Source organism: Micromonospora sp. NBRC 110037, assembly GCF_001652995.1.
GTDB lineage: Bacteria > Actinomycetota > Actinomycetes > Mycobacteriales > Micromonosporaceae > Micromonospora > Micromonospora chalcea.
On the sequence record NZ_BBVA01000002.1, the window covers coordinates 1 to 23,914 of the forward strand.

At 73.1% G+C, this 23,914-nt stretch carries 23 protein-coding genes; 11 read left to right on the plus strand and 12 right to left on the minus strand.

Annotation, left to right across the window (positions count from 1 at the left end; all coding sequences use genetic code 11):
• Window positions 1-47: 47 nt before the first annotated feature.
• Window positions 48-266 (minus strand): sulfurtransferase TusA family protein, encoded by a 219-nt coding sequence (locus tag A4R25_RS00010; RefSeq protein ID WP_043329366.1) that lies wholly within the window; start codon window positions 264-266, stop codon window positions 48-50.
• A complete protein-coding gene (locus A4R25_RS00015; RefSeq protein WP_064445178.1) occupies window positions 263-1,414 on the minus strand; it encodes a cysteine desulfurase family protein in 1,152 nt (383 codons plus the stop codon). Before A4R25_RS00015 ends, A4R25_RS00010 begins: the two co-directional genes overlap by 4 nt.
• 171 nt (window positions 1,415-1,585) lie before the next feature.
• Here A4R25_RS00015 and coxB point away from each other — a divergent pair, with 171 nt between their 5' ends.
• A complete protein-coding gene (gene coxB / locus A4R25_RS00020) occupies window positions 1,586-2,557 on the plus strand; it encodes a cytochrome c oxidase subunit II (RefSeq protein WP_064445179.1) in 972 nt (323 codons plus the stop codon).
• 10 nt (window positions 2,558-2,567) lie between these two features.
• Entirely contained in the window at window positions 2,568-2,996 is a 429-nt protein-coding gene (locus A4R25_RS00025) for a cytochrome c oxidase subunit 4 (RefSeq protein ID WP_064445180.1), read from the plus strand.
• Between the two features lie 554 nt (window positions 2,997-3,550).
• On the opposite strand, the gene A4R25_RS00030 is transcribed toward A4R25_RS00025, so the two are convergent.
• The 4 genes from A4R25_RS00030 to A4R25_RS00045 all read right to left on the minus strand — a co-directional run bounded on the left by A4R25_RS00030 (window position 3,551) and on the right by A4R25_RS00045 (window position 6,474).
• Window positions 3,551-3,757 carry a hypothetical protein gene (locus tag A4R25_RS00030; RefSeq protein WP_043329371.1) on the minus strand — a complete coding sequence of 69 codons (207 nt, stop codon included), beginning with the start codon at window positions 3,755-3,757 and terminating at the stop codon, window positions 3,551-3,553.
• Window positions 3,758-3,892: 135 nt separating this feature from the next.
• On the minus strand, window positions 3,893-4,939 hold the full coding sequence (gene trpD / locus A4R25_RS00035) for an anthranilate phosphoribosyltransferase (protein ID WP_064445181.1): 1,047 nt from the start codon (window positions 4,937-4,939) through the stop codon (window positions 3,893-3,895).
• 80 nt (window positions 4,940-5,019) lie between these two features.
• The gene (locus A4R25_RS00040; protein ID WP_030500140.1) at window positions 5,020-5,418 is read right to left on the minus strand and encodes a chemotaxis protein CheY; all 399 of its coding nucleotides are present in this window, start codon (window positions 5,416-5,418) and stop codon (window positions 5,020-5,022) included.
• 102 nt (window positions 5,419-5,520) lie between these two features.
• The gene (locus tag A4R25_RS00045) at window positions 5,521-6,474 is read right to left on the minus strand and encodes a cytochrome c oxidase assembly protein (protein WP_030500141.1); all 954 of its coding nucleotides are present in this window, start codon (window positions 6,472-6,474) and stop codon (window positions 5,521-5,523) included.
• A 108-nt stretch (window positions 6,475-6,582) separates the two neighbouring features.
• On the opposite strand from A4R25_RS00045, the gene A4R25_RS00050 reads away from it, so the two are divergent.
• From A4R25_RS00050 to A4R25_RS00070, 5 genes are all read left to right on the plus strand, one after another.
• Window positions 6,583-7,182, plus strand: coding sequence for a heme-copper oxidase subunit III (locus A4R25_RS00050; protein ID WP_043329376.1), 600 nt, complete (start codon window positions 6,583-6,585; stop codon window positions 7,180-7,182).
• 72 nt (window positions 7,183-7,254) lie between these two features.
• Window positions 7,255-8,088 carry a cytochrome c gene (locus A4R25_RS00055; protein WP_030500143.1) on the plus strand — a complete coding sequence of 278 codons (834 nt, stop codon included), beginning with the start codon at window positions 7,255-7,257 and terminating at the stop codon, window positions 8,086-8,088.
• A 67-nt stretch (window positions 8,089-8,155) separates the two neighbouring features.
• Window positions 8,156-9,244 (plus strand): ubiquinol-cytochrome c reductase iron-sulfur subunit, encoded by a 1,089-nt coding sequence (locus tag A4R25_RS00060; protein ID WP_030500144.1) that lies wholly within the window; start codon window positions 8,156-8,158, stop codon window positions 9,242-9,244.
• Window positions 9,241-10,872 (plus strand): cytochrome b N-terminal domain-containing protein, encoded by a 1,632-nt coding sequence (locus tag A4R25_RS00065; protein WP_030500145.1) that lies wholly within the window; start codon window positions 9,241-9,243, stop codon window positions 10,870-10,872. The genes A4R25_RS00060 and A4R25_RS00065 overlap by 4 nt, the downstream gene beginning before the upstream one ends.
• Before the next feature lie 210 nt (window positions 10,873-11,082).
• A complete protein-coding gene (locus A4R25_RS00070) occupies window positions 11,083-11,751 on the plus strand; it encodes a DUF4142 domain-containing protein (RefSeq protein ID WP_030500146.1) in 669 nt (222 codons plus the stop codon).
• Window positions 11,752-11,811: 60 nt separating this feature from the next.
• Here the strand turns inward: A4R25_RS00070 and A4R25_RS00075 are convergent, their stop codons facing one another.
• The 5 genes from A4R25_RS00075 to A4R25_RS00095 form a co-directional block, all read right to left on the minus strand.
• Window positions 11,812-12,099 (minus strand): Lrp/AsnC family transcriptional regulator, encoded by a 288-nt coding sequence (locus A4R25_RS00075; protein ID WP_043329379.1) that lies wholly within the window; start codon window positions 12,097-12,099, stop codon window positions 11,812-11,814.
• Window positions 12,100-12,151: 52 nt separating this feature from the next.
• Complete coding sequence (locus A4R25_RS00080) at window positions 12,152-13,027, minus strand: sugar phosphate nucleotidyltransferase (RefSeq protein ID WP_064445182.1); 876 nt, start codon at window positions 13,025-13,027, stop codon at window positions 12,152-12,154.
• Window positions 13,024-13,551, minus strand: coding sequence for an NUDIX hydrolase (locus A4R25_RS00085; RefSeq protein ID WP_064445183.1), 528 nt, complete (start codon window positions 13,549-13,551; stop codon window positions 13,024-13,026). Before A4R25_RS00085 ends, A4R25_RS00080 begins: the two co-directional genes overlap by 4 nt.
• Window positions 13,552-13,590: 39 nt before the next feature.
• Window positions 13,591-15,378 (minus strand): bifunctional (p)ppGpp synthetase/guanosine-3',5'-bis(diphosphate) 3'-pyrophosphohydrolase, encoded by a 1,788-nt coding sequence (locus tag A4R25_RS00090; RefSeq protein WP_030500149.1) that lies wholly within the window; start codon window positions 15,376-15,378, stop codon window positions 13,591-13,593.
• A gap of 129 nt (window positions 15,379-15,507) precedes the next feature.
• On the minus strand, window positions 15,508-17,265 hold the full coding sequence (locus A4R25_RS00095; RefSeq protein ID WP_043329382.1) for a DEDD exonuclease domain-containing protein: 1,758 nt from the start codon (window positions 17,263-17,265) through the stop codon (window positions 15,508-15,510).
• Window positions 17,266-17,392: 127 nt separating this feature from the next.
• Here A4R25_RS00095 and A4R25_RS00100 point away from each other — a divergent pair, with 127 nt between their 5' ends.
• From A4R25_RS00100 to A4R25_RS00115, 4 genes are all read left to right on the plus strand, one after another.
• Window positions 17,393-18,793, plus strand: a complete 1,401-nt coding sequence (locus A4R25_RS00100) for an NYN domain-containing protein (protein ID WP_064445184.1) — start codon at window positions 17,393-17,395, stop codon at window positions 18,791-18,793.
• A gap of 208 nt (window positions 18,794-19,001) precedes the next feature.
• Window positions 19,002-19,229: a hypothetical protein gene (locus A4R25_RS00105; RefSeq protein WP_043329386.1), complete on the plus strand. Its 228-nt coding sequence runs from the start codon at window positions 19,002-19,004 to the stop codon at window positions 19,227-19,229.
• Window positions 19,230-19,784: 555 nt separating this feature from the next.
• Window positions 19,785-21,044: a M48 family metallopeptidase gene (locus A4R25_RS00110; protein WP_064445185.1), complete on the plus strand. Its 1,260-nt coding sequence runs from the start codon at window positions 19,785-19,787 to the stop codon at window positions 21,042-21,044.
• Complete coding sequence (locus tag A4R25_RS00115; RefSeq protein ID WP_064445186.1) at window positions 21,041-22,165, plus strand: glycosyltransferase family 4 protein; 1,125 nt, start codon at window positions 21,041-21,043, stop codon at window positions 22,163-22,165. Before A4R25_RS00110 ends, A4R25_RS00115 begins: the two co-directional genes overlap by 4 nt.
• Window positions 22,166-22,215: 50 nt before the next feature.
• Here the strand turns inward: A4R25_RS00115 and A4R25_RS00120 are convergent, their stop codons facing one another.
• Window positions 22,216-23,883, minus strand: a complete 1,668-nt coding sequence (locus A4R25_RS00120; RefSeq protein ID WP_205797365.1) for a bifunctional diguanylate cyclase/phosphodiesterase — start codon at window positions 23,881-23,883, stop codon at window positions 22,216-22,218.
• Between the last annotated feature and the right edge of the window lie 31 nt (window positions 23,884-23,914).

A 23,914-nucleotide genomic window follows, 5' to 3' on the forward strand; every position in this document is an offset into this window, starting at 1 on the left:
AAGAAGGGTCCCTTCCTCTACCCGAGGCGTTAACAAGGGGCCCTTCCTTACACCCGGACGTCGTAGGCGGGACCGTCGTGCGCGGCGAGGAACTCGTGGCCGCGCATCCGGCACCACGCCGGGATGTCCACCGCCGCCGCCGGGTCGTCGGCCAGCACCCGCACCACCGCGCCGGCCGGCAGCCCGGGCACCAGCCGGGCGAGATTGATCACCGGCAGGGGGCAGCGCTGCCCCCGGCAGTCCAGCACCTGATCCGGCTCGCTCACAGGTCGGTCACCCCCGCCTGCGCCCGCAGGTCCGCCACGATTCCGGGCAGCTCGGCCAGGAACCGCTCCACGTCCGCCTCGGTGGTCTCCCGGTGCAGCGACACCCGCACGTTGCCGTGCGACAGCACCCCCATCGCCTCCAGCACGTGCGACGGGCGCACCGTCGACGACGTGCACGACGAGCCGGAGGACACCGCGAACCCGCGCCGGTCCAGCGCGTGCAGCAGCGCCTCGCCGTCCACGTACAGGCAGGAGAACGTCACCAGGTGCGGCAGCCGGTCGACCGGGTCGCCGACCACCTCCACGTCCGGCACCTCGGCCGCCACCCGCGCCCGGATCCGGTCCACCAGCGGGCCCAGCCGCGCCGCCTCGGCCGCCGCGTCGGCCGCCGCCGCGCGCAGGCTCGCCGCCGCCGCGACCACCGCCGGCAGGTTCACCACCCCCGGGGTACGCCCCGACTCCCGCTCGTCGGCCGGGTACGGCGACTCCCACCGGGCGCCCTTGCGCACCACGAGCAGCCCGACGCCGGGCGGCCCGCCCCACTTGTGCGCGCTGGCGCTCAGCACCGACCAGCCCGCCGGCAGTGGCGCCCGGCCGGCGAGCTGCGCCGCGTCCACGTACAGCGGCACGCCCGCCTCGGCGCACAGCTCCGCCGCGGCGGGCACCGGCTGCACCGTGCCCACCTCGTGACTGGCAGCGATCAGCGCCGCGAGGGCCACGCCGGGCGCGGCCACCGCCGACGCCCAGGCGTCCAGGTCCACCCGGCCCAGCCGGTTCACCGGTACGGACACCGCCGCGCCGCCACCGGCCGTGTGCCGCTGCGCGGCGTGCAGCACCGCCGAGTGCTCGACCGCCGAGTGCACAAGCGTCGCCCCGGCCCGCCGCCGCCCGGCCAGGCCACCGAGTACGGCGGCGTGCGCTGCCGCCGTACCGCTGGGGGTGAAGGACAGCTCGTCGGCGCGGACGCCGAGCGTCTGCGCGGCGGCCTCGCGCGCGGCGTCGAGGAGCTGGCGGGCCCGGCGGGCCGCCGAGTAGAGCCGGGCCGGGTCGGCCCAGCCGTCGTCCAGGGCGGCCAGCATCGCCTGCCGCGCGACCGGATGCAGCGGGGCCGCGGTGGCGGCGTCCAGGTAGACCGGGGAGGCGCTCATGACGTTCCACGCTATCGCCCGGTTACGCCCAAGATCCCCCCGATGGGGGTGGACAGCGACCCCAAGACGGCCTGGCCGGTCATGGTCGAGTAATCTGCGACCGTCGGTGACGCCTTTGCCGTCGGTGTCAAGGAGAACAACCGCCGCGGCGCGCTAGGGAGGCAGGACCAGGTGGTCGCAAGGAGTTCGGAGGTACGGCGCTCGGCCGTACGGGACAGCGCTTCCCCGGGGGCCGGTGGACGCCGGCGGCGTGGTGCTGGTCGAATCGCCGGGCTCGGTCTCGGCGCGGCGGCGCTGCTGGTCTCGCTCACCGGCTGTGACGTCGGCAAGGCGTTCGGCGGGTTCGGCTGGCCGCAGGGCGGCATCACGCCCGAGTCGCAGCGCATGTACGACCTGTGGATCGCGTCCTGCATCGCGGCGCTGGCCGTCGGTGTGTTCGTCTGGGGCCTGATCTTCTGGTGCGTGGTCCGCTACCGCAAGCGCGGTAACGAGCTGCCGGTGCAGACCCGCTACAACCTGCCGATGGAGTTCCTCTACACCATCGCGCCGATCCTCGTGGTCTCCGTGCTCTTCTACTACACCGCGGTCGTGCAGACCGACGTGATCAAGGAGTCGAAGAACCCGGACGTCACCGTCGAGGTCGTGGCGTTCAAGTGGAACTGGCAGTTCAACTACCGCGACGGCCAGGGCCGCGACGCCAACACCGTCGCCTCGGTGCTGGGCACCAGCGAGGTCATCCCGGTGCTGGTGCTGCCCAGCGGCCGCTCGATCCGGTTCGAGGAGACCAGCCGCGACGTCATCCACTCGTTCTGGGTGCCGGAGCTGCTGTTCAAGCGCGACGTCATGCCGGGCAACGTGCGCAACACGTTCGAGGTCTCCCGCATCGACCAGGAGGGCGCGTTCGTCGGCCGCTGCGCCGAGCTGTGCGGCAGCTACCACGCCTTCATGAACTTCGAGCTGCGGGTCGTCTCGCCGGAGAAGTACGACCAGTTCCTCGCGGCCAAGAAGGCCGGCAAGTCGACCCAGGAGGCGCTCGGCGCGATCGGTGAGCCCGAGTACGCCACCGAGACGAAGCCGTTCGACACCCGGCGCGACGTGAACAACTTCAACCCGTCCGACGCCCAGGCCGGCGCGGGAAGCTGAGAGGTCCGGCATGAAGACCGAGTGGAAGATCTTCCTCACCATCGCCACGTTCCTCCTCGGCGCGACCATCCTCTACGGCGCCTGGACGTACGCGGACAGCGACGGCCGCATCGAGTGGATCGGCACCGTGGCGCTGCTGCTCTCCTTCCTGCTCTGCGCCATGTGCGGCGGCTTCTTCTGGTTCGTCTCCCGCCGGATCGACCTGCGCCCCGAGGATCGGCCGGACGGCGAGATCGCCGACGGCGCCGGTGAGGTCGGCTTCTTCAGCCCGGGCAGCTACTGGCCGTTCGCGTTGGCGCTGGCCGCCGCGATCGCCGGCCTGGGCCTGGTGTTCTGGCAGTTCTGGCTGCTGGGACTGGGCCTGGTGACGGTCGTCTTCGCCACCTGCGGGCTGCTCTTCGAGTACTACTCCGGCACCCGCCGCACCGCCGAGCACTGACCCAAAGCGCCACGGCAGGCCCGCACCCCCTCCGGGGGAGCGGGCCTGCCGCGTTCCGCGTTCCCCCTCCGCCGTCCCCGTTGATCATGAAGTTGACGGCACCGGCGGTCCTTTTTGTCCCCGCCAACCTCATGATCACCGCCCGTGCGGCCGACCCGGCGCTCTGGGCTCTCCCGTTCCGCCGCCGGTGCGCACCACCGGCTCACGCCGGACTGTTCCATCAGCCGAGAGCGCCGTTCCAGTTGGCAGGACCACGAGAGATCTTGGAAGGAAACGGTCTCCATGACGGCCGTTTCCTTCCAAGATCTCGCCGCGCGGCTCGGCCAGGTGGGGCGAACCGCAGTCCGCTCCCCATGACGCGGTGCCGCCACCGGGTCATCGTTGGCACTCACGCCCGAGCCCACCGCGCTCCCGGCGCCGCCCCGCCCCGTTGATCAAGGAGTTTGTGTCCGCCTGCACAACCGTGGGGGACACAAACTCCTTGATCACGCGAGGCAGGCGGTTGGGCTGTCGGGCGTGGCGGGGAGGGAAAGGGCGCCGAAAGGGAGTGGGGGTCAGGCGGCCTGGGGGTGGGAGGGGCGGCGGGTGCGGCGGCCGGACAGGCGGGCCGCGCGGAAGGTGAACGTGGCGATCACCACTGCCGCGCCGCAGCGGGTGCAGATCAGCTCCGGGCAGTCGGCGCCGTGCCCGTCGCCGCAGGGCGGCGCCTCGAACAGCACGACGTCCTCGCAGGTGTCGCAGTGCAGCTCGCGGTCAGACACGGGTGGCTCCTCTCGCTCCGGGCCCGGGGCGAGGCGGTGTGGCGCCGGCCGGTGGACCGAAGACCGAAAACGGATAGACCGAAAACGGAAAATAACTCCCGTGTAGTTTGGCACGCGGGTACGACACCCTCGCCGTCAGGCGGCGCGTGCCACCTCCAGCCAGCGCTCCAGCGCGGCCGCCGCGGCGCCCGAGTCGACGGCCTCGGCGGCCCGGTCCAGGTTGGTCCGCAGCGCCTCGTGCAGATCGCCGTCGAGCGGGCCCTGGGTGGACAGCGCCACAGCGGCGTTGACCAGCACCGCGTCCCGTACCGGGCCGGTCTCGCCGGCGAGCAGGCGGCGTACCACGTCGGCGTTGTAGGCCGCGTCTCCGCCGCGCAGGTCGGCCAGGGTGGCCCGGGGTACCCCGAGCTCCGCCGCGTCCAGCAGCGCCTCCGTGACGGTGCCCTGCTGCGCCACCCAGACCCGGGTGGGCGCGCCGGTGCTGAACTCGTCCAGGCCGTCCTCGCCGCGTACCACGATCGCGGAGTCGCCCCGGGCCGCGAACACGGCCGCCATCACCGGGGCCATCCGCTTGTCGAAGCAGCCCACCGCGCCCGCGCGGGGCCGCGCCGGGTTGGTCAGCGGGCCGAGGAAGTTGAACGCGGTGGGTACGCCGATCTCGCGCCGGACCGGGCCGGTGTGCCGCATCCCGGGGTGGAAGCGGGCGGCGAAGCAGAAGCCGATGCCGGCCTCGGTGACGCAGCGGGCCACCTGCTCGGGCTCCAGGTCCAGCGGTACGCCGAGCTCCTCCAGCACGTCCGCGGTGCCGCACGAGGAGGAGGCGGCCCGGTTGCCGTGCTTGACCACGCGGACGCCGGCCCCGGCGACCACGAGCGCCGCCATGGTGGAGATGTTCACCGTGTGCGCGAGGTCACCGCCGGTGCCGACCACGTCCAGCGCGGTGTCGCGTACCTCGTCGGGCAGGAGCACCGGCACCGCGCGGGTCAGCATGGTCTCGACCAGGCCGCCCAGCTCGTCGGGGGTCTCGCCCTTGGTGCGCAGCGCCACGGCGAACCCGGCGATCTGCGCCGGTGTCGCCGAGCCGGCCATGATCTCGCCCATCGCCCACGCCGTGTCGGCGGTGGAGAGCTCCTCGCCGCGCAGCAGCGCGTTGAGCAGAAGCGGCCAGGTCCGTTCGCCCATGACGGGCCTCCCGAGCGGCGTGAGGAAAGCGGTTGGGGCTTGCCACGGCCGCGTCGCCGTGGCGCGCGAGGGCCGGGGGATCAGGCCGCGGCGTGGGTGCGGCGCAGCAGCTCCGCGACGGTGCTGCCGGCGACCACCGGGTCCAGCGGGTGGGTCAGCGTGGCGTCGACCTCGGCGTACGCGGCCAGCCAGCGGTCGGCGGCGCGGGCCAGCACCACGCAGGTCGGCGGCGCGTCGTCCCGGTCGTCCTTGATCTGGCGGGCGATGCCGATGCCGCCGCCCGGGCTCGCCTCGCCGTCGAGCAGCAGCAGGTCGATCTCGTAGTCGTCGACCAGCCGGACGCAGGCGGCGTACTCGTCGGCCTCGACGAACTCGATCTCGATGCCGGGCGCCGGGCGGGTGCCCACGGCCAGCCGCATCCGGTCGCGGACCTTCGGGTCGTCGCTGTAGAGCAGGACGGTGCAAAGACGATCGCTCATCGTGACGTGGCTCCCACCTCGTAGCTGCCCGCTGATCGTAGCGGGCGTCACGTTCGGCCTGTCCTCCGCCCGGGCGGGGGAGGGCGTACCCCGTCAGGGGCCTCAGGCGCTCGCTTCCGCGGCGCGCTCGCGGGCCTCCTGGCGGTCCAGCTCGCGGTCGAGCCGGCGGGCCTCGCGCTCGGACTGTCTGACCCACTGGACGACCAGGACGGCGAGCATGGTGACGCTGACGAACTCGCCGCCGGCCCAGAGGACGCCTCCGGCCACCACCTGGTCGTTCCAGGGGTCGGACCAGGACAGGTTGAGCGACGGGTACCAGTCGCCGCCGAACAGCGTGGTGCTCTGCATGATGGTGAGCCCGAGCACGGTGTGGAACGGCACCGAGAGCAGCATGAGCAGCGCGCGCGCCGGGTACGGCCAGCGTCCGGGCAGCGGGTCGAGGCCGAGCAGCGGCCAGAAGAAGACGCAGCCGGTGGCGATGAAGTGCGCGTGGACGAGTTCGTGCGCCCACTCGTGGCGCAGGGTGAACTCGTAGAGGTCGGTGAAGTAGAGCGCGAACGGGTTCACCACGAAGATGGTGAACGCCACGAGCGGGAAGCTGTAGATCCGCGCGATCCGGCTGTGCACGATCGCGAGCAGGCGCTTGCGCGGGCGTACCGGCAGCGTGCGCAGCGCCAGCGTGACCGGCGCGCCGAGCGCCAGGAAGATCGGCGCGATCATCGACAGCACCATGTGCTGGACCATGTGCACCGAGAGCAGGGCGGTGTCGTACGCGCCGAGCCCGGTGAGCGTGACCAGCGCGATGCCGCCGAGGCCGGGGCCGAGGAACGACACGGTACGGATGACCGGCCAGCGGTCGCCGCGCAGCCGCAGCCGGTGCACCCCGTAGAGGTACAGGCCGGCGGCGAGCACGATGCCCAGCGTGAGCCAGCTGTCCAGCCGGGTCTCGGTGAACACCCGGGCCACGGTGAACGGCGGCGGGGCGCTCTCGCCTCCCGCCGCCAGCGTCGCCGGAACGGCCGAGGTGACGGCGAGGATCTGATCGACGTGCAGCACGCTTTTCAGGGTAGGTCAGGCGAAGCGGACCACCACGATCGGGCCACGGAAGGGCCGGGTTTGGCACCCCGCTGATCGTCGGTCCCGGTCAGGGGCAATAATGACCGCGTGACTGCGGCCCCAGCCATTGACAAGAGCCGGATCCACTCCCTGACGCGACCCAACATGGTCAGCGTCGGGACGATCGTGTGGCTCTCCAGCGAACTCATGTTCTTCGCGGCGCTGTTCGCGATGTACTTCTCCATCCGCGCGGCTGCGCCGGAGCAGTGGGAGAAGCACACCGAGGTACTGAACATCCCGTACGCGACCACGTTCACGGTGATCCTGGTGCTCTCCTCGATCACCTGTCAGATCGGCGTGTTCGCGGCCGAGCGCGGCGACGTCCACGCCCTGCGCCGGTGGTTCACGATCACGTTCATCATGGGTCTGATCTTCGTACTCGGTCAGCTGAACGAGTACCGGACCCTGGTGCACGAGGGCGTGAAGATCAACGAAGACGGCTACGGGTCGATGTTCTACCTCACCACCGGATTCCACGGTCTGCACGTGACCGGCGGTCTGGTCGCCTTCATCATCTTCATGATCCGCACCACCATGGGTCGGTTCACCCCAGCCCAGGCGACCTCGGCGATCGTCGTGTCCTACTACTGGCACTTCGTGGACGTCGTGTGGATCGCGCTCTACGCCATGATCTACTGGCTCCAGTGATCTTGGCGCGTCACGAACCGCGCCGCTGCTCCGTCCCCTGAGACAAGGTCCAACCGGTTAAGGACACAGGTCATGACTTCTGACAACGACCGCCGACGCGGTCTGCTCGCGCGGCTGCGCGGGCGGCCCGTAGCGCGCAGCAGGGGCCGCCGCCGGCTGGGCGCCGCGGTCCGGCTGTTCGCCGCGCTGATGCTGGCCGGCGGTGCCTACACCGTCTTCGCCCCCGGCGTGCAGGCGCAGGACAACCCGCCGTTGACCGCCGCAGGCAACGAGGGTAAGGCGCTGTTCGACGTGAGCTGTGTGACCTGTCACGGTCGCAATGCCCAGGGCGTCGAGGGCCGTGGTCCGAGCCTGATCGGCGTCGGGTCCGCCTCGGTGGAGTTCCAGGTGAGCAGCGGTCGCATGCCGATGGCCCGGCAGGAGGCCCAGGCCATGCGCAAGCCGCCGCAGTTCACCGACGAGCAGGTGCGCCAGCTCGGGCAGTACATCCAGGAGCTCGGTGGCGGTCCGGAGGTGCCCAACGGCGACCTGCGTGAGGGCGCCAACCTGGCCACCGGTGGCGAGCTGTTCCGGATCAACTGCTCGCAGTGCCACGCCTTCGGCGGTGGCGGCGGTGCGCTGTCCTCCGGCAAGTACGCGCCGAGCCTCGCGCCGGCCAGCGACCGGCAGATCTACGCCGCGATGCTGAGCGGTCCGCAGAACATGCCGGTGTTCGGTGACAACCAGATCACGCCGCAGGAGAAGGCGGACATCATCGCCTACATCCAGGACACGCTGAAGAACGACGGCGACCCGGGCGGGTTCAACCTGGGCCGGTACGGCCCGTCGACTGAGGGCATCGCGATCTTCCTGGTCGGCATCGTCGCGCTGGTCTTCGCGAGCCTGTGGATTGCGGGCAAGTCGTGACCGGACGGATCAATGGTTCCAGTGCTGTGGCGCCGACCCCCGGCGTCACCCGTAGCGAGGTGACGGCATGAGCACCCACACCGAGCACCAGGCCCAGCGGGGCCCGGAGCCGCTCGACGTGAACGACCCCCGGCTCTCCCGGTTCGAGGTCGTTCAGGAGGGCGCCCGGCGGGACGACATCGAGATCGTCCACTACGAGCCGCAGGTGGTCCCGGGCAGCAAGGCCGAGCGCCGGCTGACCCGTACCGTCGCCCTGATGTTCCTGCTGACCGGCGTCTTCGCGACCGCCTTCCTGGTGGTCTACATCTGGTGGCCGTGGCAGTGGGAGCCGGGTCGCGGCGGCGACAAGCTCTACACGCCGCTGCTCGGCGTGACGCTGGGCCTGGCGCTGCTGGGCATCGGTTTCGGCATCCTGACCTGGGGCAAGAAGCTGCTGCCCAAGGAGGTGTCGATCCAGGACCGGCACGACCAGGTCGACGACCCGGAGGGTCGCAAGATCACCGGTGAGACGATGCTCTACCTCGCCGACGAGATGGGCGTACGCCGCCGGCCGCTGCTGGGCATCTCGCTGCTCGCCGGCCTGGCGCCGGTGGGCGCGGTGGCCGCCGCGCCGCTGATCGGTGGCCTGATCGAGCAGCCGCACAAGAACAACCAGATGTTCACCACCGGCTTCCAGCCGGGCGAGGGCGGCAAGAAGATCCGGCTGATCCGTGAGGACGGCCGTCCGATCCGCCCGGCCGACGTCAGCGTCGGCGGCCAGCTCACCGTGTTCCCGGGCATCGACGGCGGCGTCAGCAACAAGCACGCCGACTCGCCCACCCTGCTCATCCACCTGCGGGAGGACGACGCGCAGAAGTCGCGCGCCGCGAACGAGCGCAAGGGCCACGGCGACTACATGTGGGGCAACTACGTCGCGTACTCCAAGATCTGTACGCACGCCGGCTGCCCGGCCAGCCTCTACGAGCAGCAGACCAACCGCCTGCTCTGCCCCTGCCACCAGTCCCAGTTCCTCATCACCGACAACGCCAAGCCGATCTTCGGCCCGGCGAACCGGCCGCTGCCGCAGCTGCCGATCGAGGTGGACGAGGAGGGCTTCTTCGTGGCGAAGTCCGACTACACCGAGACCATCGGTCCCGACTTCTGGGAGCGGCCATGAAGCGCCGAAAGTTTGATGCCGCCGCGCTGCCGGCCAAGAGCGCGCGGGCGGTGGACGACCGCTTCCAGGTGGCCACGCCCCTGCGCAAGCTGCTGAACAAGGTCTTCCCCGACCACTGGTCGTTCCTGCTGGGCGAGATCGCGCTCTTCTCGTTCATCGTCCTGCTGCTGACCGGCGTCTTCCTGACGTTCTTCTTCGAGCCGACGATGACCGAGGTCATCTACAACGGCAGCTACGCGCCGCTGCGGGGCACCCCGATGTCGGCCGCGTACGCCTCCAGCCTGGACATCTCGTTCGATGTCCGGGGTGGCCTGATCATGCGGCAGATGCACCACTGGGCGGCCCTGCTGTTCATGGCCGCGATCGTGGTGCACATGCTGCGGGTGTTCTTCACCGGCGCGTTCCGCAAGCCGCGTGAGACCAACTGGATCATCGGTTCGCTGCTGTTCTGGGTCGGCTTCCTGGCCGGCTTCACCGGCTACTCGCTGCCGGACGACGGCCTGTCCGGCACCGGTCTGCGCATCGCCTCCGCGATCATCCTGTCGATCCCGGTGATCGGGTCCTGGGTCAGCTCGTCGATCTTCGGCGGGGAGTTCCCCGGCACCATCATCATCAGCCGCTTCTTCATCGCCCACGTGCTGCTCGTCCCGGGTCTGCTGGTGGCGCTGATCAGCGTGCACCTCGGCCTGGTGTTCAAGCAGAAGCACACCCAGTGGCCCGGCCCCGGCCGGACCAACTCCAACGTGGTCGGCGAGCGGATGTTCCCGCGCTACGCGCTCAAGCAGGGCGGCTTCTTCATGGTCGTCTTCGGCGTGATCGCGCTGATGGGCGGCCTGTTCCAGATCAACCCGATCTGGCTGTTCGGCCCGTACGAGGCGTGGGTGGTCTCGGCGGCCAGCCAGCCCGACTGGTACGTCATGTTCCTCGACGGCTCGACCCGGCTCATGCCGGGCTGGGAGATCCACATCCCGATCGGCAACGGGTACGTCATCCCACCGCTGTTCTGGCCGACGGTGGTCCTACCCGGAATCCTGGTGGGCCTGTCGACGATGTACCCGTTCCTGGAGGCGCGCCGCCTCAAGGACTACAAGCACCACAACCTGCTCCAGCGGCCCCGGGACGTTCCGGCCCGGACCGCCGTGGGCGCCATGGCGCTGGCCTTCTACATCGTGCTGACGCTCTCCGGCGCCAACGACGTCATCGCCGACAAGTTCCACATCAGCCTGAACGCGATGACCTGGGCCGGCCGGATCGGCCTGCTGATCCTGCCGCCGATCGCGTACTACATCACGTACCGGATCTGCCTGGGTCTGCAGCAGCACGACCGGGAGGTGCTGGCCCACGGCGTGGAGACCGGCATCATCAAGCGGCTGCCCGACGGCCGGTTCGTCGAGGTCCACCAGCCGCTCACCTCGGCCGAGGGGCACGACGGTCACCCGCCGGCGCTGGACTACGTCGGCTGGGTGGTGCCGAAGAAGATGAACCGGCTCGGCGCCCTCGGCCCGGCGATCCGGGGCTTCTTCTACCCGATCGAGAAGCCGGCCGAGGCGCCGGTCTCGCCGGGGCACCCGCCGGTCGAGGACCGGCCGGAGCGGGAGGAGATCGGCAGCGGCGAGAGCCGTCGCTGACCTTCCCGGTACGACTGACAGTGGCGCCCGCCGGATCATCCGGCGGGCGCCACTGCCGCTTTACGTACCTGTCGTCCGGTTGTGCCCGCCCGGCGCCCGACGTGCGGTGCACCGGTCCCCGCCGCCCCCCGACACGGACGGGTGGAATCGCAGGAATAACCCCGGTCAGCCGGGTATCCGTGCGGTCCGACGTCTCATGGGGGAGGAAAGATGCTGGGAATCAAACGCCTGGGCCTAATGGCCGCGCTGGTGGTCGTGGGGCTGGCGCCCGCCGCCGCGGCACAGGCCGCGGCGCAGCCGTCGACGCAGGACACGCAGTACCTGCAGGCGGTGCACCAGGTCAACCTGTTCGAGATCACCGCCGGTAACCTGGCCCAGCAGAAGGGTCAGAACCAGCAGGTCAAGGACCTGGGCAAGATGTTCGTCACGGACCACACCCAGCTGGACCAGACGGTGCAGTCGACCGCCCAGCAGCTCAACGTGCAGCTGCCGGCCGACCCGACCGCCGACCAGCAGAAGGTCCTCGACAAGCTGAACAACCTCAACGGGGCCGAGTTCGACAAGGCCTGGGTGACCGCGCAGCTCGCCGGCCACGTCCAGGCCATCCAGGCCACCCAGACCGAGATCTCGCAGGGCTCGGAGCAGTCGGTGGTGCAGATCGCGCAGGACGCGCTGCCGGTCCTGCAGGCGCACTACGACGCGCTGGTGGCCCTGGCCCAGACGCTGGGTGTCCCGGTTCCGCAGACCAGTGCCAGCGGCACGCCCAGCCCGGGCGGCACCACCTCGCCGGGTGGCACCGAGTCGCCGGCTCCGGGCGGCACCGAGACCGAGGAGCCCGCTCCGGGCACCACGGAGACCCCGGTGCCCAGCCAGAGCTGACGTACCGCACGGTCGACGGTGGCCGGTCCGCCCACGGGGCGGGCCGGCCACCGGCTCGTGTCAGTCGGCGCTCGCGAGCCCGATCGCGAACGCCTCCTCCAGGTCGTGCTGCGAGTACGCGCGGAACGCGATGTGCGACTCGGTGTTCAGCACGCCTGGCACCTTCGAGATGCTGCCGGCGATGACCTGCGCGATCTGCTCGAACTCCCGGACGCGGACCATGGCGATCAGGTCGACGTGCCCGGCCACCGAGTAGACCTCGCTGACGCCGGGCAGGTTGGCCAGGGTCTCGGCCACCTCGGGGATGGAGTCGGTGGCGCAGTCGATCAGCACGATCGCGGTGATCACGGGACGGTTCTCCGTTCGTCGGCGACGAGGCCCATGCTAGATCCCGCGGCCCTCACCGCGCCGCCGGGACGGTCAGGTCGTCCCCGGCCCGGATCACCCGGTGGAGGCTCTCCCCGGCCGCGACGGTCGCGCCCGGCCACACCACGGACCGGTCCAAGTCGCCGTCCACCCGCGCGCCCGCGCCCACCACCGAGCCGGTGAGCCGGCCGGTCACCGTCGCCGCCGGGTCCACCAGCCCGTCCGGTCCGGCGGCGTGCAGGTTGGCGTCCAGGTAGTCGGCCGGGGTGCCGGTGTCGTAGAACGTGCCCCGGTAGGGCACCACGGTGAGCGCGCCGGCCGCCTCCGCGGGCCGCCACACCGCCCGGACCAGGTCGCCGAACGTGGCCGGCAGGTCGCGGACCAGCCGCCAGGGCAGCAGCGAGAAACCCACGAACTCGTGGCCGTCGAACGTCCCGGGGGCGTCCGGGTCGTCGGCGGGCCGGCCGAGCAGGCGTACGCCGTGCCCGTCCCAGCCGTCCAGCAGCGCGGCGATGTCCGGCCCGGGCGGGGCCGCCGGATCGGCCAGGTACGCGTCGGCGTTGCCCACCAGCACGCCCCGGCCGGCGATCCAGTCCCGCAGCCGGCCGACGCCTCCGGCGGTGCCCAGCGGGGCGTCCGGCTCGACCGACAGGTGGGCCCGGTCGCCGACCCGCGCGACCACCTGGTCACCCAGGTAGCAGGCGTTCACCGCGACCCGTTCCGGACCGGCCAGGCCGAGCCCGGCCAGCCGGGCCAGCGCCCGGTCCAGCAGCGGGACGTTGCCGACCGGGCAGAGCGCCTTCGGCACCCGCTCGGTGAGCGGGCGCAGCCGGGTGCCCTCACCGGCGGCCAGCACCACCGCGCACACCTCGCCCCCCGGCGCCGGAGCGCCCGCGTACGGGGTGCTCACGCGGCCGGTGGGCGCTCGCCGGCGCGCGGGCCGATGCCGTAGAAGCCCAGCAGGTTCGCGGTGGCGCGGCTGAGCCGGGGCAGGTCGTCCAGCGGATGGAAGGCGGCCTCGAAGACCTCGGCCCCGTCCACCTTCAGCTCCGTGGTCGACGCCGGCACCTCCGCCTCGAAGACCACGTCCACCCAGCCCTTGGCGTGCACCACCGCGTTCGGCACCGCCGGGCGCAGCGCGTCGGGGGACAGGCGGACACCTGATTCCTCGTACAGCTCCCGGGCGGCGCCGACCACCGGGGCCTCGCCGCGTTGCAGCAGCCCGGCGGGCAGCGTCCAGCTGTAGCCGGGCGGCTGGCGCAGCAGCAGGATGCGGCCCGCGCCGGTGGCCTCCGCGTCCTTGACCAGCGTGACCGCGCCGACGACGTACTTCGGCACGGCCAGCCGCACCAGCCGCCGCCGCAGCGGGACCGGAAGCCGGTAGAAGATCTGGTAGCCGAGGGCCCGTCCGGTGGCACGCGCGCGGGGGATCATGCCGTCCAGGCTAGTGGTCCCGGCGCGGACCGGCTTCGTCTACTGCCTGTGGTCGACCAGATCGATCAACTGCTGGACCACGGTGTCCGGCTCGACGGTGCGGTCGAAGACCGCCACCAGCATCGTCTCCAGGTCGGGGTAGCCCAGTTCCTCGGACAGCCGCAGCAGCGGCAGGTCGCTGGCCAGACCCCGGTTGTGCTTGCGCAGCGCCAGCCCGATGGAGGCCCGGCCGAGGCGTACCTTGTCGGCGATCGAGATGCCCGGCTCGGTGTGCTCGGCGAACCAGCGGTTGATCTGCATCTGGGCGTGCGGCGACTTGACGAAGCCCAGCCACTCCCGGCGCGGGCCGCGCGGGGCCACGTCGGCCTCGAAGCCGCTCTCCGCGTCGCGCTCGGTGTAGATCTCCACCACGTCGCCCTCCTCCAGTTCGGAGGAGAGCGGGGCGAGCCGGCCGTTGATCCGGGCCGCCAGGCAGTGGTCGCCGCGCTCGGTGCCCAGCTCGTACGCGAGGTCGACCGGCGTGGCCCCGGCCGGCAGCACCACCTGCCGCCCGTCGGCGACGACCTGGATCTGCGCCTCCGACAGGTCGCAGCGCAGCGACTCCATGAACTGGGTCGGGTCGACGGTCTCCTGCTCCCAGTCGAGCACCCGGCGCAGCCAGGCCAGCTCGTCCGCCCGGTCGACGGCCCGGCCCGCGGCGCGGGGGAAGCGGTAGTGGGCGGCTACGCCGTACTCCGCGGAGCGGTGCATCTCGGTGGTGCGGATCAGCACCTCGACGGTGCGGTCCTGCGGGCCGCAGACGCTCGTGTGCAGGGAGCGGTAGAGGTTGTTCTTCGGGGAGGCGATGAAGTCCTTGAAGCGGCCCGGCACCGGCCGCCAGAGCCCGTGCACGGCGCCCAGCGCGGCGTAACAGTCGGTCGCCGGACCGTCCACCACGATCGCGATACGCGGCAGGTCGTACGGGGCCGTGTGACCGCCGGCGACGGTGTCCTTCCAGATCGAGTAGAGGTGGCGGGGGCGGGGGGAGACGTCGGCGTCGACCCGGTTGCGGCGCAGCGCCACCCGGGTGCGGGCCACCACGTCGGCGAGGTAGGCGTCCCAGCCGGGCCGGTCGTGCACGAAGCGGGCGAGCCGGGCGTGCTCCTCCGGCCGCAGGTGCAGCAGGACCACGTCGTCCAACTCGCGTTTGAGCGTCTGGATGCCGAGCCGGTCGCAGAGCGGGACCAGCACCTCCTGGGTCTTGCGGGCGATCCGCTCCCGGGACGCGGCCGAGCGGACGCCGAGCGTACGCATGTTGTGCAGCCGGTCGGCCAGCTTGATCACCAGCACCCGGACGTCCTTGCCGGCCGCCACGATCATCTTGCGGACGGTCTCCGCCTCGGCGGCCTTGCCGTAGAACGCCTTGTCGAACTTCGTCACGCCGTCGACCAGGTGGGCGACCTCGCGGCCGAAGTCCTCCTGGAGCGCCTGGAGCGTGTAGCGGGTGTCCTCCACCGTGTCGTGCAGCAGCGCGGCGACCAGCGTGATGGTGTCCATGCCGAGGTCGGCGCAGATCTGCGCCACCGCCAGCGGATGGGTGATGTACGGCTCGCCGCTCTTGCGGAACTGGCCGCGGTGCATGTTCTCGGCGATCGTGTAGGCGCGGCGCAACACCGAGGCGTCGGCGCTCGCGTGGATGCCGCGATGGGCCCGGACCAGCGCGGTGACCGGGTCGCCGTCGGAGGTCGGCCAGGTGAGCAGGGAACGCAGGCGGCGGGTGAGTGGCAGTTCGCCCTGGGCTGGAAGCGCGCCACCCAGGGCGGCGCCGTGTCCGGCGTCGACGTCCACCTGGGACACCTCCTCACCCCGGCCCTCGGCCGCCGGGAACCGGCGACCGGGAGCAGAGCCCGCGAATCGGGCAGGTCTGCACTCCTTTAACAGACTAAGGGAGTCGAGGTAGTCCGATCGGTCAGTTGGTCATGAGCGTTCGGTCGAGACTTTGTGGGTTCCGCCGCTCTCCGCCTTCGTCAGGAGGTCGCGGAAACGCCCCGCGCCGGCCACCGGCGAGGCCCATCCGGCGCTCGCCTCGACCAGGCGGGTCTCCGGTCGCTCCAACCAGGACAGGATCCGTTCGGTCTCCTCGGCGGTCGCGGCCGGCACCGGCCCGTGCCCGGGCAGCACCGTCTCGGCGGTGGCCCGGATCGCGTCGATCGTCGGTCGCGGATGGACACCCGGCGGGGACACCCCGGCCCCCGCCAGCCGCCCGTGCCGCACCAGCGCCAGCTCCCAGCCGCCCCGGGCCGCCGGCCGGGCGGCGGCCAGCTCGGCGATGCCGGTCAACGCGGCCAGCCGCTGCATCCGGACCGCCGCGCGCAGCACCGCGACCAGCCGCCCGCGCACCACAGCCGCCTCCTCGTAGCGCTGGGCGGCCGACAGCACCTCGATGCGGGCGAGCAGCGCGTCCACCACCACACCGGGATCGTCGCTGGTGGCGGTGCGGAACGGCGTCGCCGCCCGGTCGTCGTACTCCTCGGGGGTGATCCGGTGCTCGCAGGGCGCCGGGCAGCGACCCAGCTCGGCCAGCGCGCAGGCCGGCATGGTGGTGCGCCGGGACAGCCGGTGCGTGCACTGCCGCAGCGGCACCGCGTCGTGGAAGCCGGCGGCGGCCAGCTCCGCCGCCTGCCGGGACCGGAACGGCCCCAGGTAGGCCGTGTCGGTGGGCGCGATGTCGCGCACGATCGACAACCGGGGGTACGCCTCGTCGGTGAGCTTCAGCCACACCTGGCGCTCCGGATACTTCGACCTGCGGTTGTACGGCGGCGCGTGCGCCGCGATCAGCCGCAGCTCGCGGACCTCCGCCTCCAGCGAGTGGGCGCACTCGACCGCCTCCACCCGCTCGGCGGCGGCGAGCATCTCGGAGATCCGGGCCCGCTTCTCCGCGGCGGTGAAGTAGCTGCGCACCCGGGTGGCGATGTCGCCGGACGTGCCGACGTAGAGCGGCCGGTCGTCGGCGGCCCGGAAGATGTAGACGCCCGGCACCTTCGGCAGCCCGTCGGCGAGGTGCCGCTTGCGGCGCTGGGTGGGTGTGACCGCGCGGGCGAACTCGATCGCCTCGCCGACCGTGTCGACGCGGTGCCCGCCGAGCCGGCCGATCAGCCCGTGCAGCACGTCGACGGTGGCCTTGGCGTCGTCCAGCGCCCGGTGGGTGGGCTGGGTCGCGGTGCGGAAGTAGGCGGCGAGCGTGCCCAGCTTGCGGTTGGGCACCTCGTCGCGGGTCAGCACCCGCCGGGCCAGCGCGGCCGTGTCCAGCACCCGGGGGTTGGGCCAGCGGTAGCCGTGCTTCGCGCAGGCCGCCTTGAGGAACCCCACGTCGTACGGCGCGTTGTGGGCGACCAGCACGGCGTCGCCGACGAACTCCAGGAAGCTCGGCAGCACCTGCTCGATCGGCGGGGCGGGCAGCAGCATGGCCTGCGTGATGCCGGTGAGCACGGTGATGAACGGCGGGATCGGCACGCCCGGGTTGACCAGCGTGGCGAGCACGCCCAGCTCCTCGCCGCCGCGCACCTTCACCGCGCCGATCTCGGTGATCCCGCCGCCGTCGGGCGCGCCGCCCGTGGTCTCCAGGTCGACCACCACGAAGGTGGTCGCGTAGAGCGGCAGCGCCGGGTCCACGCCGCTGCCCGCCGCAGTGTCCAGGCCGGCCAGCGACTCCTGGACGTACTCCGCTCGTGTCACCCGCGGGACGCTAGCGGCACGGTCCGACACTTGCGTCACTGCGGCCCCAGGAGATACCACGGGGGTACGATGAGAGATCGGCTCACTCACCGGGCGGTGGGCCCGTTCGGGGTGGGAGACTTGCCTCATGCCCCTCACCGAGCCGCACGACGACCACTCCTCCGCGGAGGAGCCGGTCCTCGGCGTGCCCGGCACCGGTGAGGACGCGCCGACCCCGGTCGAGCCCGAGCCCACCCTGCCCGAACCGGTCCGGCAGCGGATCGTGACGCTCACCGCGGCCGTGCTGCCCGGCCTGCCCGCCGACGAGGTGCCGGTGCCGCTGCGGCGGGTCGCCAAGTTCGCCCCGAACCGCCGCGCCCGGCTCGGCGCGCCCGCGATCGCCGCCCAGCTCACCGCCGACCCGCTGTTCCGGCAGCGGGTCACCGCCCGGGTGCTCGCCGACGCCGGCGACCTCGGCGCGGCGGTGGTGGAGGGCACCGCCCCGGCCGCGGCCGACCCGGTCGAGGTGGCCGCGCTGGCCTACCTGGCCCGGCCCCGGGGCTGGCGGGAACTGATCGAGGCCAGCGGCGAGGCGGTACGCGCCGAGGCCGACAGCGCTGTGGTGGCCGAACTGGTCCGCGAGGCCGAGCAGCGGGCCGCCCGCGCCGAGCACGACCGGGCGGTGGCCCGGGTGGAGGCGGAGAAGCTGCGCGACGAGCTGGCCCGGGTCCGCGAGGAGCTGGGTCAGCTCCGCGAGGAGGCGCGCCAGCTCGCCCGTACCCTGCGGGAGACCCAGGCCCGCGAGCGCAAGGCCACCGAACTGCTCGCCACCGAGCGGGGCCGGGCGGCCCGCGCGGCGGCCGACGCGGACGCCGAGCTGCGCCGCGCCCGAGCCCGGCTGGCCGAGGCGGAGGCCGCCGCCGGCGTGGCCCGGGCCAGCGCCAAGGAGGCCCGGTCGGTCGACGACGCCCGGCTGTGGCTGCTGCTGGAGACGATCGGCCAGGCCGCGGTCGGGCTGCGCCGCGAGCTGGCGCTCGACCCGGTGGACAAGCTTCCGGCCGACTTCGTCGCCGACGCGTTCGCCGAGCAGCCGGGCGCCGCGCAGGCCGGCCCGTCGACGCGGGCCCGCGACACCGACGACCCGGCCCGCCTCGACCAGTTGCTCGCGCTGCCCCGGGCACACCTGGTGGTGGACGGTTACAACGTGACGAAGCGGGGCTTCGGCGAGATGTCGCTGGAGCAGCAGCGCAAACGGCTGATCACCGGGCTGGGCGGGATCGCCGCGCAGACCGGGGACGAGGTCACAGTGGTCTTCGACGGCGCCGAGCGGATCCACGGCCTGCCCCCGGCGCCGCGCGGCGTGCGGGTGCTGTTCTCCCGCAAGGGCGAGACCGCGGACGAGCTGATCCGCCGGCTGGTCCGCGCCGAGCCGGCCGGGCGGCCGGTGGTCGTGGTCTCCTCCGACCGCGAGGTCGCCGACGGGGTACGCCGGCACGGCGCGTACCCGCTGGGCGCCGACTCGCTGCTGCGGCGCCTGGCCCGCTCCTGAGCCTTCTCTCTCCCCCTTGATCGACTCCAGATCGGGGGAGTGGTGGGGTGGGGCGCGTGCTGATCGCGCCACTTCGGCGTACTGGTTCTGGTTCGCGGCGGGTGCTGCCTCGTTGTCCGGTTCTGTCGTACCGGGGCGTTAGCGTTCTGGTGACCGACGGTGGTGGTCCCTTCCCCGAGCGCCACCGGCGACCCGTCAGGAGGCGTTGATGCTGATCGACTGCGACACCTGCGGCAACCGTGGCGCCGGCTGCTCCGGCTGCCTGGTGACCGCACTGCTCGACTCCGACCCGGCCGACCTGGGCCCGGCCGAGCACCGGGCGATCGAGGTGTTCGCGCGGGCCGGGTTCGAGGTCGAGGTGCTACCACCACCCGCGCCCGCCGAGGCGCTGGCGCCGATGCCCCGCCGCCCCGGCCGTCGCCGCCGGGTCGCCTGACGCCGCCCGCCGCCCGCCGCCCGCTGCCCGCCGCTCGCTGCCCGCTGCCCGCCGCCCGCTGCCCGCCGCCCGCTGCCCGCCGCCCGCTGCCCGCCGCCCGCTGCCCGCCGCCCGCTGCCCGCCGCCCGCTGGCTTCCGCCTGCCGCTGAAGGAACGCTGCCCCGGGGTGCTCAGGCCGGCCGCCGGGATCACCCCGTCCACCGCATGTCGATCGGGCCCGGGCCGCCGTCTGCCGCGCCGGCCCACCCTGGCATGCGCTGCTCCTCGATCCCCCGAGTCTGGATCCCAGCCACATCTGACGCTCCTTCTCGTCCCCGCCCCGGCAACGGCCGCCGATCTTGGAGTTGTGGTGCCCAGGATGTCCGAGTAGCCACGTTTGTCAGCCGCCACAACTCCAAGATCGGCGCGCGGGGCGGGCTGGGGCCGCGCGGGGGCGGGGCGGGGCGGGGCCGCGGGGCGGGCACGGTCTCGCTTGCGCGGCCGGGCAATAGGATGAGCGGTCACGGCGGGAGGGGGCGGGATGACGCGGACCGGGCACGACGGCGGGGTGGAGCGGTGACCCCGCGCGCGTGGGCCCTGCTGACCCTGGCCGGCCTGGCGGTGGCGCTGCTCGTGGCGGTGGCGCTTCTGGTGCCGTGGAGCCGGCCGCCCGCGCCCCGAGCCGACCAGCTCGCGGCGCTGCGTGACCTTCCGGCCGAACAGGTGACCCGGGGCCGCGCGTTCCACGGCGCGCTGCGCCCGGCGGCCTGGTCGGCGCTGGTGGTCGGGCTGGTGGTGGCGTTGCTGCTCGGCCTGACCCCGCTGGGCGGACGCCTGGTCGAACTGGCCGGCCGGCCCTTCGGCGGGCACTGGATCGCGCAGGCGGTGCTCGGCGGGCTGGCCGTCATGTTCCTCGCCGACCTGCTCACCCTGCCGTTCGCGGCCTGGCGGCGCACCGTGCTGGTCCGCTACGGGCTGAGCACCCAGAGCTGGGGCGGCTGGGCGGTCGACCTGCTCAAGTCGTACGCGGTCAGCGCCGTGATCGGCGCGCTGGTGCTGCTCGGCTTCTACACCGTGGTCCGGCTGGCCCCGCGCTGGTGGTGGGCGTTCGGCGCGGCCGGCGCGGCGGCGCTGGTGGTGGTGCTGTCGTTCGTGCTGCCGGTGCTCGTCGAGCCGGTGTTCAACCGGTTCACCCCGATGGAGCCGGGCCCGCTGCGCAGCGAGCTGACCGCGATGGCGGCCCGGGACGGCGTACCGGTGCGCGACGTGCTCGTCGCCGACGCGTCGCGGCGCACCCGGGCGGTGAACGCGTACGTCTCCGGGCTCGGGCCGACGCGGCGGGTGGTGGTCTACGACACGCTGCTGCGCGAGGCGGAGCCGGCCGAGGTGACGAGCGTGGTCGCCCACGAGCTGGGGCACGCCAAGGACCGGGACGTGTGGACCGGCACGCTGCTCGGCGCGCTCGGCGCCGCCGCCGCGGTGGTGGCGCTCTACCTGATCGGCTCCTGGACGCCGCTGCTGCGGCTCGCCGGCGTCGACTCGATCGCCCAGCCGCGGGCGTTCCCGCTGCTGATCGCGCTGGTCACGGTCGCCGGGCTGCTCACCACGCCGGTGCAGGCGCTGGTCTCCCGCCGGATCGAGGCCCGCGCCGACGCCCACGCGCTGGCGCTCACCGGCGACCCGGCGACGTTCGAGGCGATGCAGCGCCGGCTGGCCGGGGTGAACCTGGCCGACCCCGACCCGCCGCGCTGGGAGCACCTCTGGTCGGCGACCCACCCGTCCACCGTGGAGCGGATGGCAGCCGCCCGCGCCTATGCCAGGGAGTCCGGCCGATGAGCCGCACCTTGCTGATCACCAACGACTTCCCGCCGCGCCCCGGTGGCATCCAGTCCTTCGTGCACAACCTCGCGGTGCGACAGCAGCCCGGCTCGGTGGTGGTCTACGCGTCGAGCTGGCGCGGGGCGGAGAAGTTCGACGCCGACCAGCCGTTCGAGGTGGTGCGGGAACGTACCCGGGTGCTGCTGCCCACGCCGCTGATCGCGCGGCGGGCGGCGCGGCTGGCCCGCTCGTACGACTGCGACACGGTCTGGTTCGGCGCGGCGGCCCCGCTGGGGCTGCTCGCGGCGGGCCTGCGGCGGCGGTCCGGGATCCGCCGGGTGGTGGCGTTGACCCACGGGCACGAGGTGGGATGGGCGGCGCTGCCCGGCGCCCGCTCGGCCCTGCGCCGCATCGGCCGGGGCGTGGACGTGACCACCTACCTCGGCGAGTACACCCGGACGCGGCTGGCGCGCGTGCTGGACGGGCTGACCGAGCTGCGGCGGCTCGCGCCCGGCGTGGACGTGGACACCTACCACCCGGACGTCGACGGCACGAAGGTCCGCGAACGGCTCGGGCTGGCCGACCGGCCGGTGGTGGTGTGCGTGTCGCGGCTGGTGCCCCGCAAGGGCCAGGACATGCTGATCCGCGCGCTGCCGGAGATCCGCCGCCGGGTGCCCGGCGCCGCGCTGCTGGTGGTCGGCGGCGGACCGTACCGCTCGACGCTGGAGAAGCTGGCCCGGCAGAGCGGGCTGGAACAGGACGTGGTGTTCACCGGTTCGGTGCCGTCGGCCGACCTGCCCGCCCACTACGCGGCCGGTGACGTGTACGCGATGCCCTGCCGCACCCGTAACCGGGGCCTGGACGTGGAGGGCCTCGGGATCGTCTACCTGGAGGCGGGCGCCACCGGGCTGCCGGTGGTGGCCGGCGACTCCGGGGGCGCGCCGGACGCGGTCCGCGACGGCGAGACCGGGTACGTGGTCGGCGGCCGGGACGTGGCCCAGCTCGCCGACCGGGTGGCCACGCTGCTCGCCGACCGGGACCTGGCCCGGCAGTTCGGCGCCGCCGGCCGGGCCTGGGTGGAACGGGAGTGGCGCTGGGAGACGCAGGCGCAGCGGATGGCCGCGCTGCTGGCCGGCTGACCGCCGCCCCCGCGACCCGCAAGCGGCTCCGGCACGACCGCCGAGCCGCCTCAGGAGACGGCTTCGACGTGCACGGGCACCCGGCCCAGGTGCGGCGCCGCCGGGCCGGGGCGGCCGAAGTGCCAGCCCTGCCCGGCGTCGCAGCCGATCGCGCGCAGCCGGTCCGCCTGGTCGGCCGTCTCCACGCCCTCGGCGGTGACGGTCAGGTCCAGCGCGTGCGCCAGCGACACGAGCGAGGCGAGGATCCGCTCGTCGGTGCCGCTGTCCGGCGCGCGCAGGCCGGTGACGAACTCACCGGCCACCTTCAGCTCGTCGACCGGCAGGTCCCGCAGGTACGCGAGGTTGCAGTAGCCGGTGCCGAAGTCATCGATGGCGACCCGGACCCCCAGGTCACCGAGCACCCGCAGCGCCCGCACCGGCTCGACCACGGTGCTCATCATGGTGCTCTCGGTGATCTCCAGTTGCAGCCGGCGCGGCGGCAGGCCGGTGCGGCCGAGCACGCCGCGTACCTCGGGCACCAGGTCGGCCCGGTGCAACTGGCGTACGGCGAGGTTGACGCTGACGAACGGCGCGTCGCCGTCGACCGCCGACCAGGTGCCCGCCTCGCGGCACGCCTCGGCCAGCACCCAGCTGCCGAGCGGGACGATCAGCCCGGTCTCCTCGGCCAGCGGGATGAAGCTGTCCGGCCGCAGCACGCCCAGTTCGGGGTGGCGCCAGCGGACCAGCGCCTCCATGCCGAGGACCCGCCCGTCGCGCAGGGACGTCAGCGGCTGGTAGTCGAGGTAGAACTCGCCCCGGTCCAGGGCGGCGGGGATGGCCGCGGACAGCGCGTACCGGGCCAGGTCGCGGCGGTTGCGGTCGGCGTCGAACAGCGACCAGCGGGCCCCGCCCGCGGCCTTGGCCCAGTGCAGCGTGCTGTCGGCCGCGCGCATCAGCTCCATCGGGGAGGTGCCCGCGACCGGGCGCTCCACGATGCCGATGCTCGCCGAGACGGTCAGCTCGTGGCCGTCGACCAGCGCCGGCTCGCGTACCGCGGCCAGCGCCGCCTCGGCGACCTGCACCGCGTCGTCGGTGCCGGTCGTGCGCTCGATCAGGATCACGAACTCGTCGCCGCCGAGCCGGGCCACCAGATGCTCGCCGAGCGCCTCGTGCAGCCGCTGCGCCACCGCGACCAGCAACGAGTCGCCGACCTGGTGGCCGAGGGAGTCGTTGACGACCTTGAACCGGTCCAGGTCCAGGAAGCAGACGCCGACCCGGTCGGCGCCCCGGTTGATCGCGGCGGCCAGCCGCTCGGTGAACAGCGTGCGGTTGGGCAGGCCGGTGAGCGGGTCGTGGGTGGCCTGGTGCCGGAACCGGGCCTCGCTGTCGCGCAGCGCCCGTTCCGCCTGCGCACGGGCCATCATGGCGGCCCGGCGGATGGACTCCTGCTCGTCGAGCGTGCGGTCGCGCAGCGCGCGGGCGTACCCGGTGGCGACGGTGGCGAGCAGCCGGGCCATCCGGTCCTCGACGTCGTCGACGACCAGGTCGAGGTCGCGGACCAGGCGCAGCTGGATCACCTCGACGGTGCGGCCCAGCCCTTCGGCGGAGGCGATGTGCGCCTGCACCAGCTCCGCGCCGACCTGCTGGCCGATCCGCAGGTCGAACGGCTCGGCACGCAGCGCCTGGGCCAGCCGTTCGGTGAGCCGTTGCAGCATCTCCTCCAGCTGCGACTGGGTCATCGGCAGGTAGCTGGTGCCGGACACCGCCTTG